This is a genomic window from Pedobacter sp. CFBP9032 (assembly GCF_034045265.1).
Taxonomy (GTDB): Bacteria; Bacteroidota; Bacteroidia; order Sphingobacteriales; family Sphingobacteriaceae; genus Pedobacter.
This window is the reverse complement of record NZ_JAXCWE010000003.1, coordinates 107,890-124,475: the sequence shown is the minus strand read 5'-3', so window position 1 is coordinate 124,475 and position 16,586 is coordinate 107,890. Positions and strand designations below refer to the sequence as shown.

The window sequence follows — 16,586 nt, the reverse complement described above, 5'->3', positions numbered from 1 at the left end:
ATGAATTAATATTTAGAAAGGAGTGCCTGAATCCGCTGCATCCAGGCCTGATCTACGGTTTCAATTTCAGGCGAACGGTTTTGCCCGTCAAAGCCTGCGAAAAAATAATATCCGAAGGTAGTTTGATTCCGGTTGGCGATGTTTAACCTGTTGATATTTTCTTTTGCATACACCAGCCAGCTTTCATTTTTATCGGCTTCATACAGGCGAATCATGGCCTGCGATCCCCAGGCACACCATGCCGGGTTGATTCGGGTTTCATTGGTATTGAAAATATAACCTTTCCAGGCAGCATTCCATAAGGTAATGTTCATGGCTTTCCCTATGTTTTGTGCCCGGGTAAGATAAGCCGGATCATTCATGATTTTGCTATACAAAATAAAGGCCTCTACCATGATGGCATTGTCATAAGTGAACTTATCCGTGTGTCTTTTGCCTTCCCCGGCACCATCAATTTTCCAGATGTATAAACCGCTGATCGGATCATACATTTTCGCATTCAGCCATTCATTTACCTTTATTGCCCAATCGCGGTAAATGCTTTCGCCTGTTAAACTATAAAGTTTTAAAAATAACTGCAGTGTTAGCCCATTGGTTTGGGTAGGTTTCTCTGGCCTTAAAGTATTCCAGTAAAATCCGCCACCATACACATTATCCCACAAGCCAGAACTGATTAACCAATCACCGCAGGCTTTGGCTTTGGCTAGATAAGCCTGTTTATCTGTGCCTGTCGTTACCTCATAAGCTTCCAGGTAAACCATTCCGCTCAGGGCATTATCATCTACATATTTATCGCCACCAGCCCCGCTACCATCCAGATTAACAGAAGCAAAATAACCACCCCGCAAATCTTTTTTATCCCACATGTTCTCCATGAATTTGAAAGTATTATTCATGTAGGCCAGGTGTTTGGTCTGGCCAATCGCCACCATTGCGGCATCGGCATAAATCTGGCAAACATTATACCATTCATAACAATTATTGGCATGGGTAGTGGTATTTGCACGGTAGCCGTAACTGGCCGTCAATAAATTATTCGTGGTAAAAGTATGTGTTTCCTGCGCCAGTTTCAGGTAATCAACCGATGCACCAGGGCCTGTTGTGGGTGGTACAACCGGCGGTGGTGTTACCGGGCCAACTACCGAATCCTTTTTACAGGCGGTCCAAAAAAAGATGGACAGAATCAGCAGGGTATTTAAAAATATCTTTTTCATAAGTAGATTTTTAATCCACCGGCCTAAACCGATGGAGATTTAATGTAGGTTATTGCGTGGTCACCGTATGGGTATAAGGTCCGTCGGCATTAAGGCTTAGCACTACCTTAACATTCTTATTGTCAGCCGATGGATTAAACTTATAGGTATTATTCCACTGATCATTGCTTACTGCATTGAGGTAAAAATAAGCAGCACCCTGCCCCACCGGACTTACATTATTAACATTACTGCTGCCCAGATAACGAATACCTGCTGAAGTGTGCATGGCAAATTTATAGCGTTCATCTTTTCCCCAGGAAAACTGATAAAACGCTACAGGAATATTTCCAGACTGCCAGGTACCGTTTGAGATATAAGAAAGCTGACCTATTTCATTGCCGTAAGCCGACATGTATAAGCCCAAACCCTGTACCTCAACAGCATCAGCTACGGTAGCCACATTAAAATCGTATTTTAAATAATATACTTTAGCAGCTCCGGTAACAGTAATGGTATTTGTACCTTCCTTTACTAAAGTGCCTTCGGTGAAGAATTTCCTGGCTGATGAGGTGGTTTGATCAACCAATTGATAAGTACCTGGTTTAAGCGTGGTATAAATTTCAAAAATCCCCTCGTCCAGCTTTTTCATTTTAATAGCCTTGCTCAGGTCGTCGCCTGCTTCAGTTGCAGAACCTGTGAGATACAGATTTGCGGGTACCTCGGCGAAGCCGGCCGGGCGCTCCACTTGCAGCATTCTACTTTCCTGCCCGGGCATTTTATTGGTAGCTTTGGATGCAATTACCGTCCATTTAATATTTCCGGTACTGGAAGAATTGATTCCGCATAAGGCGGCAATTTTGGTCAGGTCTTTATGCGTAATGGTTACCTGAGGTTGCACCCCTGCAGCATCCGACAGCACCTTATACACCGGTTTGGAGAAATCGCCACTTTCCTTATCGAAAGCTACTTCGTATAAAATGAGTCCACCATCTTCAGCGCTGGCCACTGTCCATTTAAATTGCTGGGTAGCCTGGGTATTGGCAGGCGTTAATTTGATGCTTTGTTGATTTTGAGGCAAGGTTAAACTCCCGATAGGACTCAGATTTTCATTTAAATCCTTCTCCTCCTTTTTGCAGGAGCTGAGGGCGATAAACGATAGCGCCAGCAAAACGAATGTTGTTTTTAGATTTTTCATATTGCTTAGTATTTTAATAACCAGGATTTTGAGTTAAGTTTCTGTTCAGGCCAATCTCGCTCGAAGGAATTGCCCATAAGTAATCTCTCTGTGGATTAAACTTGCGCTGCTGTGTGCGGATATAGCCATTGTCGATGTTTTGATCGGCAGCAAATTTGGCACCGTGAGCAAAACCATTCATCGTGGTTTCAGCCAGTTTCCATCGCCTTAAATCATCTACCCTTAATCCTTCCATGGCCATTTCTGCCCGGCGTTCCCTGCGGATCACATTGGTTAAATCGCCACCAGGATAATTCAATGCGGCAGCATCCGTAAAGCCTGCTCTAGAGCGGAGCGCACCAATTGTTTTTGCCCAAATGGCGGCATCCATCTGTCCTAAGCTATTTTTGGCTTCTGCATAGGTAAGCAACACTTCAGCATATCTGAATAAATGCAGGTTATTGCCCGAAACGAAACTTGATAAGGCACTTGGATCAAAATATTTTCTCCAGTAATATGCGGTTGCGGATGCACTTTGCGAACCCGGCGAATATTCATCTAGCCCTGGCTGAACAGGATCGGTACCAGGTTTGATGTAAATGGTTTTGGTGCTGTTATTCGGATTTACCCAATTATATCGATCATAAACAACAGTTGCCGTAAGTCGGGGATCACGGTTGATGTAGGGGTTACTTTCCACATAGCCAGATCCTGCTTCCTTAATACCTTTTCCGTTAAGCATCACATAGTCGTCTACCAACTCTTGTGTTGGTGCCATGTTGCTCACCCGGCCGCCTACTGATCTCGGCGCAAAATCCCAGAAATTCTGCCATGTTCTGATGGTGGGCACATATTGCAATGATAATATACTTTCATTATTTGTTTTATTTGTAACCGGATCGCTAAACAGTGCACTATAGCTTGGTGTGAGCGAATAGCTTCCATAAGTTGCCTGGTTGTTGATTAATTTCTCACAGACCGCGATTACTTCTGCCGTTTTATTCCCTTCATATAATAAAGTTCTCATTTGCAAAGCTAGTGCAGCCCCTTTGGTAATTCTGCCATTTTCACTTTCTGGGAGCTGGTCTTTACTTGGAAGATTAGGTATCGCACTTTCTAACTGACTAATGATAAAAGCATTTACCGCAGCTTTTGATGTACGCGGAATCACCTGTGCTTCTTCAGGGCTCAGGTCATGATCCGGAAGCGGCACATCGCCATACCATTTGGTTAAGTTAAACAATGCGAAGGCCCTCATAAACTGGTTTTCTGCTTTCATCCTGGCAATGGTAGCTGCCGGAAGTGTTTTATTCTGATCTACATTTTCAAGAAAAATATTGACTGATTTAATCGTGCGGTAATAACTGGCCCAATCGCCCTGGAATTTCCCGGTAAGCGATGTGGCATTACCGCTGGCAATTAAATTCAGGTCTCCAGAGGGTGAATACGCATTATCGGAAAGTGCTTCTGGCTCAAAGAACAATGAACTATTATAAAGCAGACTATAATTATTGTTTAAGGCGTTATTGACATTTACATCAACCGTCCAGAAGGTTAAATCTGAAAACCGGTCGGTTGGCGCTATATCCAGTTTTTTACAACCCGCAAATGCAAAGACTGCGATGGCTATAAGGAAGATTTTATTTACGTGTTTCATTTTAATTATGCTAACCATGATCATTAAAAAGTTATATCCAATCCGGCACCATAAAAGATCGGAAGCGGATATGAGCGGGCACTATTGGAGCCAGAACCCAGACTTACATTGTTTCCAAATTCGGATGTTTCCGGGTCGATGAATTTTAGTTTGCTGAGCGTGAATAAATTTTGTCCGATCAGCGAAACCCTGAAGCGTTCGATACCAAATTTCTTGGTTACCGTTTGAGGTAAGGTATAACCAATATTTACATTTTTTAAGCGGGCATAAGCGGCATCATATTTATACAGATCTGATCCTGTACGCCAGTTATTGGTATTGGAGGGCGAACCAATATTGGCGAAAATCGGGTAACGGGCATCCGGATTGCTGGGTGTCCAATGATCGGTCATGTGTTCATATACCGTTGCGCCGTATCCATAATGAAAAGGCTCAACCAATTCACCCCTCAAGAAGGTTTCGCGTTTACCCACACCTTGTATAAACAACTGAAAATCAAATCCTTTAACAGCCAATCTATAAGTAAACCCGAAAGTATATCTTGGAAAAGGATTGCCTAGAACGGTTTTATCATTGGCATCTATAATGCCATCGTTATTCAGGTCTTTGAATTTAACATCGCCAGGCACAACCGGGTTCCCCGCAATTTTTGGGGAGTTGTTAATGTCTGTTTGATTTTGAAAAAAACCATTGGTTTCGTATCCGTAATACTGGGTGATGGGCTGCCCAATTCTTCTCAATAATTGAAATACATCCTGATTGATGATTTGCTCAGTTGCTCCACCTGATAACTGAAGTAATTTATTCTGGTTATCTGCAACATTCAGGCTAAAACTTTGTGTTACTTTTTCGCCACGGAGGTTATAGGTTAAGGAAGCTTCCCATCCTTTACTTCTTACTTTGGCCACGTTAAAATCTGGTGTTGCTGCACCGAAAATGGCCGGAATATCCTGTCTGGGTTGTAAAATATCCCTAGTCACCTTATTGAAATAATCAAAAGACGCAGTTAGGCGATTATCAAAAAAGCCTGCATCTATACCAATATTTAAGGTTGAAGCTTTTTCCCAGGTTAAATCTCTATTCGAGAGCAACGTACCTGCACCACCAACGGGCACATTATTAAATCCATAAGCACTGGCGTAATTGAAATAGGTAGTCTGATATTGGAAATTACCCACATTCTGGTTCCCCAACACCCCGTATGATGCACGAAGTTTCAGGTTACTCACGGTATTTTTAAGAGACTCCATAAAGGATTCCTGCGTGATGATCCAGCCTGCACTCATCGATGGGAAGAAACTACCTCGGTTGCCTTTAGCAAATTTTGAAGAAGCATCATACCTCGCTGTAGCTTCGAACAGGTATTTATCCTGGTAGGCATAATTTAATCTTCCAAATAAAGAGAGTAAACTGTTGGAGTTGATGGCCAGACTGTTGCTTGAATTGATCGGATCAACCAGTGTTCCGGTGGTTGGTGTACCCAGCAACTGATCGGTTAATGTTTTTTGTAATTGGAAGCCACGTTGAGAGAAGTTTTCACTGGATGCGCCCAATTGCACTTTAAAATCATGTGCGGCTATTTTTTTACCATACTCCAGGTATAACTTCGTATTAAAAAGCTGCGATTTGCTATTTCCATCTAATACGGCGCGGTCATCGCCATATACACCTGAAGGTAAGAAACTTACCTGTGTGCGGCGGAAAAATGTTCCGTTATTCTGTAGGGTTCCGCCAAATTCGCCTGTAAGTTTCAGGTCATTGGTAATGCTGAACTGGCCATTAAATGCACCAAAAATCTCATCATTATCTGCCTGGTTATAACCGCCCCTTTCTAATACGCCATATTCATTATATTGAGAAGCTACCGGGTTGGTTAAATAATTACCGTTTTCATCCTGCCAGTTATAATTTAATGGAACGCGGTTGGCATCGGCAAAAATATTATTGTCACCCACGCTATTGGTTTTGTTCCGGGTTTTGGTATAAAGAAGAATAAAATTGGTTTTAAATTTCCCTATCACATTGCTTTGGTTCAGGCGTAAATTATACTTCTGATAACCAAAATCAGGACCATCTCCACCATTTCCAATAAAATTACTTCCCTGATCCTGGTAGCCTGCAGAAACATAAAAGGAACTTTTCTCGCCACCGCCAACAATACTGAAATTATGGGATTGTTGTGGTGCGGTGCGTAAAAGGTGATCAATATCCCAGGTACCATTTCCCTGGTCTTTCAGCTGCTGAATCTGATCTGGTGTATAAGCCGGGCTTAAGCCTGAATTAACCAGGGATTCATTTTTATAGTAAGCGTTTTCCCACGCCGGAACTTTCTTTACCAGCACATTCGCATCCTGGATTCCATAACTTCCATTGTAGGAAACAGCTGTTTTTTGATTAAGTTTTCCACCTTTTGTCGTCACCAAGATTACACCATTTGCCGCTCTTGACCCATAAATAGCTGCTGAACCGGCATCTTTTAACACGGTTACACTGGCAATGTCATTTGGATTAAGGGTATTTAAATTACCACCTACAATTCCATCCACCACTACCAGCGGGGTATTATCACCCAAAGTACCTACACCACGGATATTTACCGTTACGTTACTTCCCGGATTTAAGGAACTTTGCTGAATAATTAAATTTGGCGACTCTCCCTGAAGGGCCTGGTAAACATTCAGAACAGGTTTATTTTCAATATTTTTAGCATCAATTGTATTGATCGCTCCAGTTACTGAAACCCTTTTCTGAACGCCATAACCCACAACTACTACATCATCTAATGAATTGTTTGCATCGGCTTTAAGTTGAACATTGATCGTGGTACGCCCACCAATCGCAACATCCTGACTTACATAGCCTAAATAAGAAAAGGTAAGATTGCTGTTGGTCAGGTTATCTGGAACGGAAAGGCTGTAAAGCCCGTTGCCATCGGTTACGGCGCCTACTGTAGTTCCTTTAATTTGCACACTTACACCAGGAAGGCCGATTCCCTTTTCATCAACAACTTTCCCTTTCACGGTAATATTAACCATCACCAGGCGATGGGTGGAAACAGGTGTTGTTACCGCTAGCAGTAAATGAGGGAAAGATGCCATTATAACAACTGCTGCTGGTATAAGTCGCCAAAGCCTCAATCGTTTATGGTTTTTAAGTTGGTAAAGTTTAAGTCTCATAACATTTGGATAGGTTAAGATGCTTTTATGCATCAGGATAATTTGGTTAGTTTTTTATGGATGGGTATTGGTCAGTTTAAGGTTTTTGCATGATCGGCCTGCCAATGCGCATCTATTTCTTCGAGCGATCGGCCTTTGGTTTCAGGGATCAGTTTCCAGGTGAGGTATAGTGCCGGAGAACAACAGATGGCGAAAATCCAGAAGGTCCAGGCAGAGCCGAGCCCTTCCAACATTAAAGGCGTGAGCTGTCCCACAAAGAAATTTCCGATCCAGAGGGTAAGTGTTGCCAGAGACATCGCCTTGCCCCTGATGCCGTTCGGAAAGATCTCCCCAATCACCACCCAGCAAACCGGGCCAAAAGAAAAGGCAAAACAGGCAATGAAAGCCAAGATGAAAATCAAGATCCATGGACCTGAAATTATTCCTGCCTGAAAAAGAATACCAATAATGACCAGTGATAAAACTGCGCCACCAATGCCAACGTAAAGCAAGGGTTTTCTCCCCCACTTGTCAACGGTGAAAATGGCCACGAAAGTAAAGATCACGTTGATCAGACCAATGGTGACCTGTCCGCCCAAGGCATTGTTTAAGGTAAATCCAGCCTGTTCTAAAATCCTCGGACCATAATAAATCACGGCATTAATTCCACAAACCTGTGATAGAAAAGGTAATAAAAGTCCGATCCATAAGGCTTTGCGGTATACCGGTTTAAAGAGTGTTTTGAGCGAGGCATCTTCTTCCGTTTCATTTTGAGATAAAAAGGCATCTACTTCTCTATTCGCGGCTTGTTCGCCATCTATTTTGATGAGAATACTTTTAGCCCGTACCGTTTGGCCTTTGGTGAGTAACCATCTTGGCGACTCTGGAACCAAAAACAACGATAATAAGAATATTAAGGCTGGTACGCCTCCTAAGCCTAACATGGCTCGCCATACTTCTGCAGAAAATATTTTTTCAGCTTGTTCTCCTGTAAAATGATCACCTGTATGACTGGCCAGAAATGCGTTGCTGAAATATGCAGCCACTATCCCAATGGTTAGGGCGAGCTGATAGAGCGAAACCATGGTTCCACGAAGTCGGGATGGTGCAAATTCCGAGATGTAAAGCGGAGAAACCATCGAGGCCACACCAATCCCTACCCCACCAACGAGCCTGAAAATAATCAGCATAGAAAAACTGCCGGCATACATACAGCCCAGGGCTGAGACGAGGAATAGAAATGCAGATAAAATCAATACGATTTTTCTGCCGTAGTGATCACTGAGTTTCCCTGAGATACTTACGCCAATGATGCAACCCAAAAGGGCACAACTCACAAACCATCCTTCGCTTACGGCGTTGAGTCCAAAATCACCCTTCACCAAACTGATGGTTCCCGAAATTACCGCGGTATCAAAACCGAAGAGAAACCCACCAAGGGCGGCAACCAGGCAAACGAGGTATAAATAAGTTTTGCTGTTTTTAACAGCAATATGTTGGTTAGTGTTGTTCATGAGGCTTATTTTAAGAATGCTTTAATCACTTTTGCCCTTTCTGTGCCCTGGTTGATCATTTTATAACTTCCTGCGCCCGCCGGAATCACGAATGTTTCCGCAAAAGGAAAGGTTATTAGGGTACCATCAGCAGATTCAACGGTAATGGCCGTTCCTTCTACCAGCATCAATACATGGCAAACATTTTCTGTTTGGACTTCAATTTCTTTGTCAAATTCTAATCGGTGAACATCATAAAAATGATCCTGATGGGTTGGCAAATGATAACAAACCAGATCCTCCTGTTGGAAAAGCACCGAAGGTTTTGATATTAATTCTTGCTGTACCTTGTCTCCTTTTCTATCGAAATTTAGATTTTTAAAAGCGTGATCAATGTTAATCGGACGAGGTTTTCTATTTAAATCCAGCCTCACCCAATCATACATCTTAAAGGTAAAAATGTAAGGTGTAGCACTGATTTCGAGCACTAAATTTTGTGCTCCGGCACTATGAACAGTTTCATTGGGAATTAAAAACAAATCATGCTTTTTGGCTTGGTGAACCTGAACATACTTTTCGATATCAATTTCTTCATTATTCAGATTGCTGTTTTCTAGCGCTTCTCTGAATTCAGTCGCATCAATATCTTCCTGGAAACCCAGGTAAACCGTAGCATTCTCTTTGCAATCCAAAATGTAATAGGTTTCATCCTGCGTGAGGCGCTCACCGAATTCTTGTTGGATATATTTTAGGTTTGGATGGCATTGAATGGAAAGATTTCCACCATTAAAAGTATCAAGGAAGTCGAATCGTATTGGAAACTCATGGCCAAACTGTACTGCATGCCTGCCTAAAACATTTTCAAAATGCGTAAACATCAGTACATCAAAAGAAACTTCTAAAAGCCAGCCATCACTTTCAAAAACAATTCCATTTTCTGGCACAATCAGCTCAAACGACCAGGCGTAATTCACCTCATTCCGATCAAGCTGAGGCATGTGGTCTTTCATCCATTGCCCACCCCAGGCACCTGGCGCAAACCACGGACGGGTCCGAAAAACACCCGATGACATTTTAGTCAGTCCATCACGAATATCTTTTCCGTAAGCCCAATTCACTTCCTCTTCCCACTGTGCATCTACAAAAACATCAATGGTATTGATCAATTCCTTTTTATGCTGATTTAACACCTCCCAATCCACAAAATAAAAACGTTTGTACATTTCCATTTGCCCGCCAGGCTGACTCATGCCCAAATTACAGATGGAACCTGCGCTCATTCTATGCTGAAGTTCATTTTTTGGCAGATCTACATAGATTAAACTGGCATTCCAATTTGCTAACGAAGCACCACAGCCGATCACCATATTAATATCAGCAGTTGAATCCTTTTTTACTTCATTTAAAGCCGCAGTATCAAAATAATCGGAAAGCGTTAATGTTGTTTTCCTGCCCCAAACCGAATCTGCTGCGCCAAGAAAAGGAGCTATCATGGCATCTAAAGCTACTTCGCTTTTAAAAAATGAAGACGTATCTATAATGTTTACAGAAAGTTGTCTCGAGGTGAGTTCCTCAGTCAATGATGTGATCAGGCGATTCCATAATACACCCACATAACCATCAATCACAACCGTTTTTTGTTCAATAATGTAATCGCAAAGCGATGAATAGCCATCGAATATTTTTTGATCGCCAAGTGAATAATAGGGATAAATATTATAACCCTGCGGCTGATTGATTTTGCTGATGTGGCGGGGCATAATCTTCTGCCCTGTTTTTCTTATTGGTTCTTCTACAGACATCACTAGATTGGAAATGTGGTATGAATTAATTAGATTGTCTTTCATGCGAAATTTTGTATGTACATAAAAGCTACGTTCAACGTTATGTTTTTTATTTGCTAAAAGATAAAGGCAAGTAATGGATAAGCTTTATTTCCAAACCTAGCCTCTGAAAAACCATATTATTGCTCATGGATAAAATAAAGGCTTCTATAAGTATAAAATTAGGGATGATCATCTTTCAGTTAAATTTGAAATTATAAATTTGGCTAGAACACACATTCAATAGTATGTATATACAAATGTATTATTTATAAATTAGTTTACAAATATTTTATAGGTTAATTTTAAATGGCTATTACTTTTGATATTAGGCCTTCGCCTGCTTTACTTACAGATAAGTATTATGTACAGACATGCGCTTATAAGCTATTTTTTTTTTATCATTGTGATGATTATGAAACTTAAAATCGATCATAAAAGTCAAATTCCTTTACACATTCAGGCAGAAGAACTGCTGAGGAGGTTGATAGAATCTCCTGAGTATATTGATGGAAAATTATTACCCAATGAAGTAGAACTTTCCAAAATTCTCAGCATCTCCCGCACCACGCTTCGCCAGTCTATCAATAAATTGGTTTATGATGGTTTGCTTACGCGAAAAAAAGGTGTTGGCACCAGAGTAGTAGAATCTAAATCTTTAAGTTCCAAATCTAAAAACTGGATGAGCTTTTCGCAGGAAATGAGCGCCAGGGGAATCCCCATCAAAAATTTTGAATTACATGTTAGCTGGGTCCTGCCAAACAAGCGAATCGCCAGCTTTTTTGGAATAAAAGAAGACAAAAAAATACTGAAGCTGGTACGACTAAGAGGGCGACCAGAAGGCCCTTTCGTTTATTTCGAATCTTATTTTCATCCTTTGGTTGGCCTCACTGGAGAGGAAGACTATAAGGCCCCCTTATATGAAATGCTGGAAAAAGCTCACGGCATCATTGCCATGGTTTCGAAAGAAGAAATTAGTGCCTTACTGGCAGATGAATTTATTGCCGAAAAACTAGAAACACCAGTTGGTGCGCCTATTCTTTTTCGTAAAAGATTTGTTTACGACAATAACGAACGACCCATCGAGTATAATTTAGGTTATTATAAAGCGGACAGCTTTATTTACACAGTTGAAAGCCGACGAGAATAACTTGTAATCATCCTGTTCAATTATGTTTGAAGCCATTCTGACTAAAAGAATGAACGAGGAAACAAGACTTGCAGAATTGGAAAGTGAATTCATACTGGAATCCCTGCGGATTATGCAAGATCTAAAAAATACAGTTCGCCAGATCGACCCCAATATGGCAACACCTTTCTCTCATCAGCATCAACAAGGCTTAATTACCCGCGCTCTATCTTATAAAACGCACTTGATGGCCTTCAGACAGAAACACCGACTGCTGAGACCAGGCAAGAATTGCTAGAAGTATCAGCATGACCAAAGCTTAGCTATTTCTGCAATTCCTGATCCATTTCCCTGACTATTTCCAGTAGGAGGACCATCTTCCAATCATTACAGTGGCAAGAAAAGAGCGAATGGAAAACCAGGTTGATGCGCTTGGAAAAAACAGGAATATTAGCTCAAGATTTAACTATTGCCCAAACAAAAAAAGCTGCGAAAAACATCCGTTATTCCGCAGCCGTCAATCATTAACTTTTATTTAAATTCTATTTTTCCTCAATTACTTCCCCACAGGAAAGCATGTTTTTTGGATAATATGGATTTTCAATTTTCTTATCATTACTAATCCAAGTGACCCCCATCATTGGACACTTTTGCTGATAAAGCCTCATATCTGCAGGTTTTACTTTATCGATAATCAACCAAAATTGAACAGATAACTTTTCCATTAACTTCCTTTGCACATTAATTGATGGGGCAACTGCAATACTGTCTGCCAACTCCTTAATGCTTTTACGGGCAGCCGTAGCAGCATTCATGTTATCTAAAGTCAACTTTTTAAATTTAAACTTACCAATGGCGGCAGAAAATTCTGATGCAGATGTGGCTGTTTTTTTTGAATCAGAAATAACGAGACTATTTTTCATTGCTAAATAACCAGCAATTATAGTCTTCTTTTGCTCCTCCCTTAGTTGAGCCAATTCTGGTGTAGCCACCTCTGGCACAGCTATTTTAACCTGAGCACGTGTATTAATACTAAAAGCTGCTATTGAAAATATTGTAGCGATTATATAATTCTTCATTTTTAAGAATTTAAGGTTGTTTTCTTTAAAATTTTATCAATTTCTGTGCGGAGATCATTCAGATGTAGTTGATCTATTCCTGAGGTTAGTGGAATTAGCTCCTCTATCTTTTTTCTAATGGCTTTGATATGGGCAATGGCTTCCAACCTTACATCACTACGCTGGGCATTACTCATCATCTTTCCCTCCGCAACATCTTTTGGATTGATCAACATGCCTACTTTCTCCAGATAAGACCGCTGTAAACTTCTCAGATAAGTATTCTGCTGTATATCAAGAGAAGGTTTTTTCCAAACCATAGGTAGTAGATCGTCCAGGAACTCACTAACGGGATATGGATCAGCGGATGTTAATGCTTTTTGACTTAAATTATAAAGCATACCAGCACTCAGGAAAATGTTCAGCATCTGCGATTGCTGATCAGAAATCTGTTCCATCGGTTTCAAATCGATGTAGTTTGCAATTTTTGCCGGATACATCCAAAGTGGTGCTTCGAAAACCTGACGCCCCACATAATTCACTACACTTTTTACTTTCTTTTTTGGAACTTCGGCATAGACGACACCCTTCTCATCTACACTTCTTTTGGTAACATAACGACTACCGATATTTTTCATCACATGATACAGATAGCGGCTATATTGTTTCACAACTTCCTTATGCAATTCTTCCAGATTATTATATTGATCTCCAGGCTCATAAGTCCACTGAGCTAAATTAGCCACTACCCTTTTCAGGTTTTTGATTCCATAGTCACTTGCAGCAACTGCATCGTCGCCTAAATCTTCTGATTGACTTCTCGGATCTTCATCCTTACCCTCGCCACCAAACCACAATTTCGGATTTTTGGTCAGCGTATCGGTTGTGATCTTACTCAATAGCTGCTCTTCAGCATATTCATCTTTCTCACCATCAAAATACCGGTAACCCCAGTTAATAGCCCATTTATCATAAGCACCGATTCTGGCATAAATGCCTTTAGGGGAGATGTTATCTTCTGGTTGCGCCACGTAGTTAAATCGAGCATAATCCATAATAGAAACCGTATGGCCGTTTTTTTCAACCCAGGCTTTATCGCGAAGTTTCTCCACAGGTGTTTGGCTACTTGCGCCCATATTATGCCTTAAACCGAGCGTATGCCCGACTTCATGAGAGGAAACGAAGCGAATCAACTGCCCCATCAGCTCATCATCAAATTGCATTTTTTGAGCTCTTTTATCCAATGGCCCCGCCTGAACCATATACCAGTTGTGCACCAGTTTCATCACATTGTGGTACCAACCCACGTGGCTTTCCATAATTTCTCCGCTGCGTGGATCGCTTATTCTGGGTCCGTAAGCATTAGGTGTTTCAGAAGCATAATATCTAATCACCGAAAAACGGGCATCTTCCAAACTCATCGTGGTGTCTGCTACCGGCCACTCTTTTCCAACTATTGCGTTTTTAAAACCAGCCTGTTCAAAAGCTTTCTGCCAGTCATTTATTCCCTGAATCAAATAAGGTCGCCATTTTTTTGGTGTAGCCGGGTCGATGTAATAAACGATTTGCTTTTTTGGTTCTACTAATATTCCCCGCTTATATTTCGCTAAGTCTTCTTTTTTAGGTTCAAGGCGATAACGCTGAATCAGGTATTTGGTTTGTGTACGCTGATAATCCTCATCAAAGAGAATATATTTATTGTTAAAATAGCCAACGCGCTCATCAGAAATTCTTTTTCGCATTGGCACCTTAGGCAATAAAATGATGGAAGTGTTCAATCTTAGCGTAACAGCTCCGGTTAATGCACCTGCCGGAATACCAAGACCAGCACTGGCGTAGGTTTTTGTTGTTTTAATTTCTGTATTGATGGGATAACAAGCGATACGTTCAATAAATGAGCGATCATCAGCTAAACCGTTCAACTTCTTGGATGATTTTTCATCCGCCGGGATCGAAACAACTGGAACATCCTTTTTAAAAAAGTCAGTAACATCAATTACATAATTTCCCGTGATTGGATTTTTTGCTTTGACGTCAAAACTCGCTACAATAGGATTCTCCTGTGATTGCATCACGGCCTGATAAATCGGACCATCAGTATTTTTCGTTTCCTGGCGGTAAACAACCCCTTTTAAAAAGAGGTTGTTATTATTTCCTTTTTGAAAGTAAAGTGTCTGTTCATTTACTTTTTCACCTCCAAAACTACCAAAACCCTGTGGTGTGGTAATATAACGGGTAACCGCTAACAGATAACGTCCCAACAAACTATCAGGCACCTCAAAAAACCATTTTTGATCTACCTGACGGACGTTAAAAAGTCCATCTTGTCCAATTGCCGTTGCAGGAATTACCTTGGAATAGTCCATTGGTGCTTTTTTAGCAGCACTATCAGGTTTTGCGACTGGTTTCTGACCAAATGCGGTAAGGGAGAGCGCAAATGAAATCGGAAATAAAATTTGTCTAAAATTCATTTTAAAAAGGAAGTTTTTCGTCGGTATTTAAAGTAAGGTTTGGATTTTTCTTCAAAATGCTAAGCGGGAATGGAATCACATATAACCTTGAAGATGGCAACAGCGTATAAGTTTGTTGCGGAACAGTCTTATTTACCAAAGGATAAGTTCGAACAAGTGTTTTGGCATATTCTGCTTCGGTATTTAATCTCTTTAAATCAAAAAATCTGTTAAAGCCAAGTACCATTTCTTTACGGCGTTCATTAATGATGATTTCCATTGTTTCTTTCCTCGTAGCCGGAACAGGTAGCTTAATTGTTCCGGAAAGAATACGCTTTTCACGAAACTTATTAACGATTGCCATTGCTCCTGCTAAATCATTCTCACGAGCCAAACATTCTGCCTGCATTAAATAAACTTCAGTAGTTTTTAATCCAACCGTTGGATAAAAAAAGCGGGTGTAAGCTACGTTGTAATATGCAGCACCTGATCCAATATCCAGAAAAGTTGCGTTAGTGGTGTTGAAAAACGTATTGAAACGGGCATCATTAGTTCCAAATAACGCTCTCAACTCAGGGCTGATTAACCAAGTGTAACCAAAATTAGTCTCATTGTATCCCTGAATGTATTGGTAGCTTAATACTTCAGGATTATTGGGTGCGATAATTGGTGTTGCTGTTGGTCCGCCTTGCGTAGTGTATTTAACCAAATCAATAACCTGGTTATTGTAAGAAAGGGACTTTTCGCAAGCCGCTTTGGCCTGGGTTAACTCTCTTTTAAATAAATGGATTTTTGCCTTCAATGCCCAGGCAAAAGCTAAGGATGGATGATAGGGATCACTTGGCTGTGCCTGCAAATAGGGAATCGCGTCATCAATGTCTTTTTGGATAAAATCATAAACCTGGGCTACAGTAGACTTGGTAGGTTGTGCTTCCAGATCGTATTTATCCATGATGCAGATACCACCATCTGTAGCAGCAGTTGCCGGGTTATATGCTTTTGCATAAACATTCACCAGCAGAAAATGATCAAAAGCCCTAAAGGCTTTAGCTTCCGCTTTGGCTAAATCTTTAACATTTTGCTCCCCCTTACTGGCATCTACCGAAGAAATAATGGTATTCCATCGATTGATATATAAATAGGCACGGTCGTAAAAGTTAGATGAATTAATCATCGATACCCGATCAATATTTTCATTAAAACTAAAGTGTACGGTATTGATGTTTGGTGTGATCCCAATAAAATTAGATTCCTTCAGCCACATATCATCTACCAGATATTGAAAGTTGCCAATCAGGTAGGCTCTGTTTGGAAAAGAAACCAGTTCGTAATAATCCTGGGCGGTTTCTACCACTTGAATGCCACGAGGAGTGATATCGGTATATTTTTTACATCCAGAAATCGTCAAAACGATTAATAATGATGCTATGAATACTATATTTATTTTCATG

At 40.8% G+C, this 16,586-nt stretch carries 10 protein-coding genes; 1 reads left to right on the top strand and 9 read right to left on the bottom strand.

Translation table 11 applies throughout. From position 1 onward, the window contains the following. Positions 1-5: 5 nt before the first annotated feature. The 6 genes from SOM16_RS07175 to SOM16_RS07150 form a co-directional block, all read right to left on the bottom strand. A complete protein-coding gene (locus SOM16_RS07175; RefSeq protein ID WP_320463309.1) occupies positions 6-1,214 on the bottom strand; it encodes a glycoside hydrolase family 76 protein in 1,209 nt (402 codons plus the stop codon). A gap of 49 nt (positions 1,215-1,263) precedes the next feature. Further along, entirely contained in the window at positions 1,264-2,391 is a 1,128-nt protein-coding gene (locus SOM16_RS07170; RefSeq protein ID WP_320463308.1) for a SusE domain-containing protein, read from the bottom strand. A gap of 13 nt (positions 2,392-2,404) precedes the next feature. Then, on the bottom strand, positions 2,405-4,027 hold the full coding sequence (locus SOM16_RS07165) for a RagB/SusD family nutrient uptake outer membrane protein (protein WP_320463307.1): 1,623 nt from the start codon (positions 4,025-4,027) through the stop codon (positions 2,405-2,407). 23 nt (positions 4,028-4,050) lie between these two features. Further along, positions 4,051-7,203 carry a TonB-dependent receptor gene (locus SOM16_RS07160; protein WP_320463306.1) on the bottom strand — a complete coding sequence of 1,051 codons (3,153 nt, stop codon included), beginning with the start codon at positions 7,201-7,203 and terminating at the stop codon, positions 4,051-4,053. Between the two features lie 71 nt (positions 7,204-7,274). Next, the gene (locus SOM16_RS07155; RefSeq protein WP_320463305.1) at positions 7,275-8,696 is read right to left on the bottom strand and encodes a sugar porter family MFS transporter; all 1,422 of its coding nucleotides are present in this window, start codon (positions 8,694-8,696) and stop codon (positions 7,275-7,277) included. A gap of 5 nt (positions 8,697-8,701) precedes the next feature. Beyond that, positions 8,702-10,522 (bottom strand): class I mannose-6-phosphate isomerase, encoded by a 1,821-nt coding sequence (locus tag SOM16_RS07150; RefSeq protein ID WP_320463304.1) that lies wholly within the window; start codon positions 10,520-10,522, stop codon positions 8,702-8,704. 391 nt (positions 10,523-10,913) lie between these two features. Between SOM16_RS07150 and SOM16_RS07145 the strand changes: the two genes are divergently transcribed. Further along, entirely contained in the window at positions 10,914-11,648 is a 735-nt protein-coding gene (locus SOM16_RS07145; RefSeq protein ID WP_320463303.1) for a GntR family transcriptional regulator, read from the top strand. A 521-nt stretch (positions 11,649-12,169) separates the two neighbouring features. Here SOM16_RS07145 and SOM16_RS07140 read toward each other — a convergent pair. The 3 genes from SOM16_RS07140 to SOM16_RS07130 are packed head-to-tail and all read right to left on the bottom strand — an operon-like array spanning position 12,170 to position 16,585. Beyond that, on the bottom strand, positions 12,170-12,706 hold the full coding sequence (locus SOM16_RS07140) for a DUF3347 domain-containing protein (protein WP_320463302.1): 537 nt from the start codon (positions 12,704-12,706) through the stop codon (positions 12,170-12,172). Positions 12,707-12,708: 2 nt separating this feature from the next. Next, positions 12,709-15,156 carry a zinc-dependent metalloprotease gene (locus SOM16_RS07135; RefSeq protein WP_320463301.1) on the bottom strand — a complete coding sequence of 816 codons (2,448 nt, stop codon included), beginning with the start codon at positions 15,154-15,156 and terminating at the stop codon, positions 12,709-12,711. Position 15,157: 1 nt separating this feature from the next. Then, positions 15,158-16,585: a RagB/SusD family nutrient uptake outer membrane protein gene (locus SOM16_RS07130; RefSeq protein ID WP_320463300.1), complete on the bottom strand. Its 1,428-nt coding sequence runs from the start codon at positions 16,583-16,585 to the stop codon at positions 15,158-15,160. Between the last annotated feature and the right edge of the window lies 1 nt (position 16,586).

What these genes read in the sequence shown, in the direction of transcription:
- SOM16_RS07175 (WP_320463309.1), bottom strand. Translation starts at nt 1,214, where the DNA reads ATGAAAAAGATATTTTTAAATACCCTGCTGATTCTGTCCATCTTTTTT.
- SOM16_RS07170 (WP_320463308.1), bottom strand. Translation starts at nt 2,391, where the DNA reads ATGAAAAATCTAAAAACAACATTCGTTTTGCTGGCGCTATCGTTTATC.
- SOM16_RS07165 (WP_320463307.1), bottom strand. Translation starts at nt 4,027, where the DNA reads ATGAAACACGTAAATAAAATCTTCCTTATAGCCATCGCAGTCTTTGCA.
- SOM16_RS07160 (WP_320463306.1), bottom strand. Translation starts at nt 7,203, where the DNA reads ATGAGACTTAAACTTTACCAACTTAAAAACCATAAACGATTGAGGCTT.
- SOM16_RS07155 (WP_320463305.1), bottom strand. Translation starts at nt 8,696, where the DNA reads ATGAACAACACTAACCAACATATTGCTGTTAAAAACAGCAAAACTTAT.
- SOM16_RS07150 (WP_320463304.1), bottom strand. Translation starts at nt 10,522, where the DNA reads ATGAAAGACAATCTAATTAATTCATACCACATTTCCAATCTAGTGATG.
- SOM16_RS07145 (WP_320463303.1), top strand. Translation starts at nt 10,914, where the DNA reads ATGAAACTTAAAATCGATCATAAAAGTCAAATTCCTTTACACATTCAG.
- SOM16_RS07140 (WP_320463302.1), bottom strand. Translation starts at nt 12,706, where the DNA reads ATGAAGAATTATATAATCGCTACAATATTTTCAATAGCAGCTTTTAGT.
- SOM16_RS07135 (WP_320463301.1), bottom strand. Translation starts at nt 15,156, where the DNA reads ATGAATTTTAGACAAATTTTATTTCCGATTTCATTTGCGCTCTCCCTT.
- SOM16_RS07130 (WP_320463300.1), bottom strand. Translation starts at nt 16,585, where the DNA reads ATGAAAATAAATATAGTATTCATAGCATCATTATTAATCGTTTTGACG.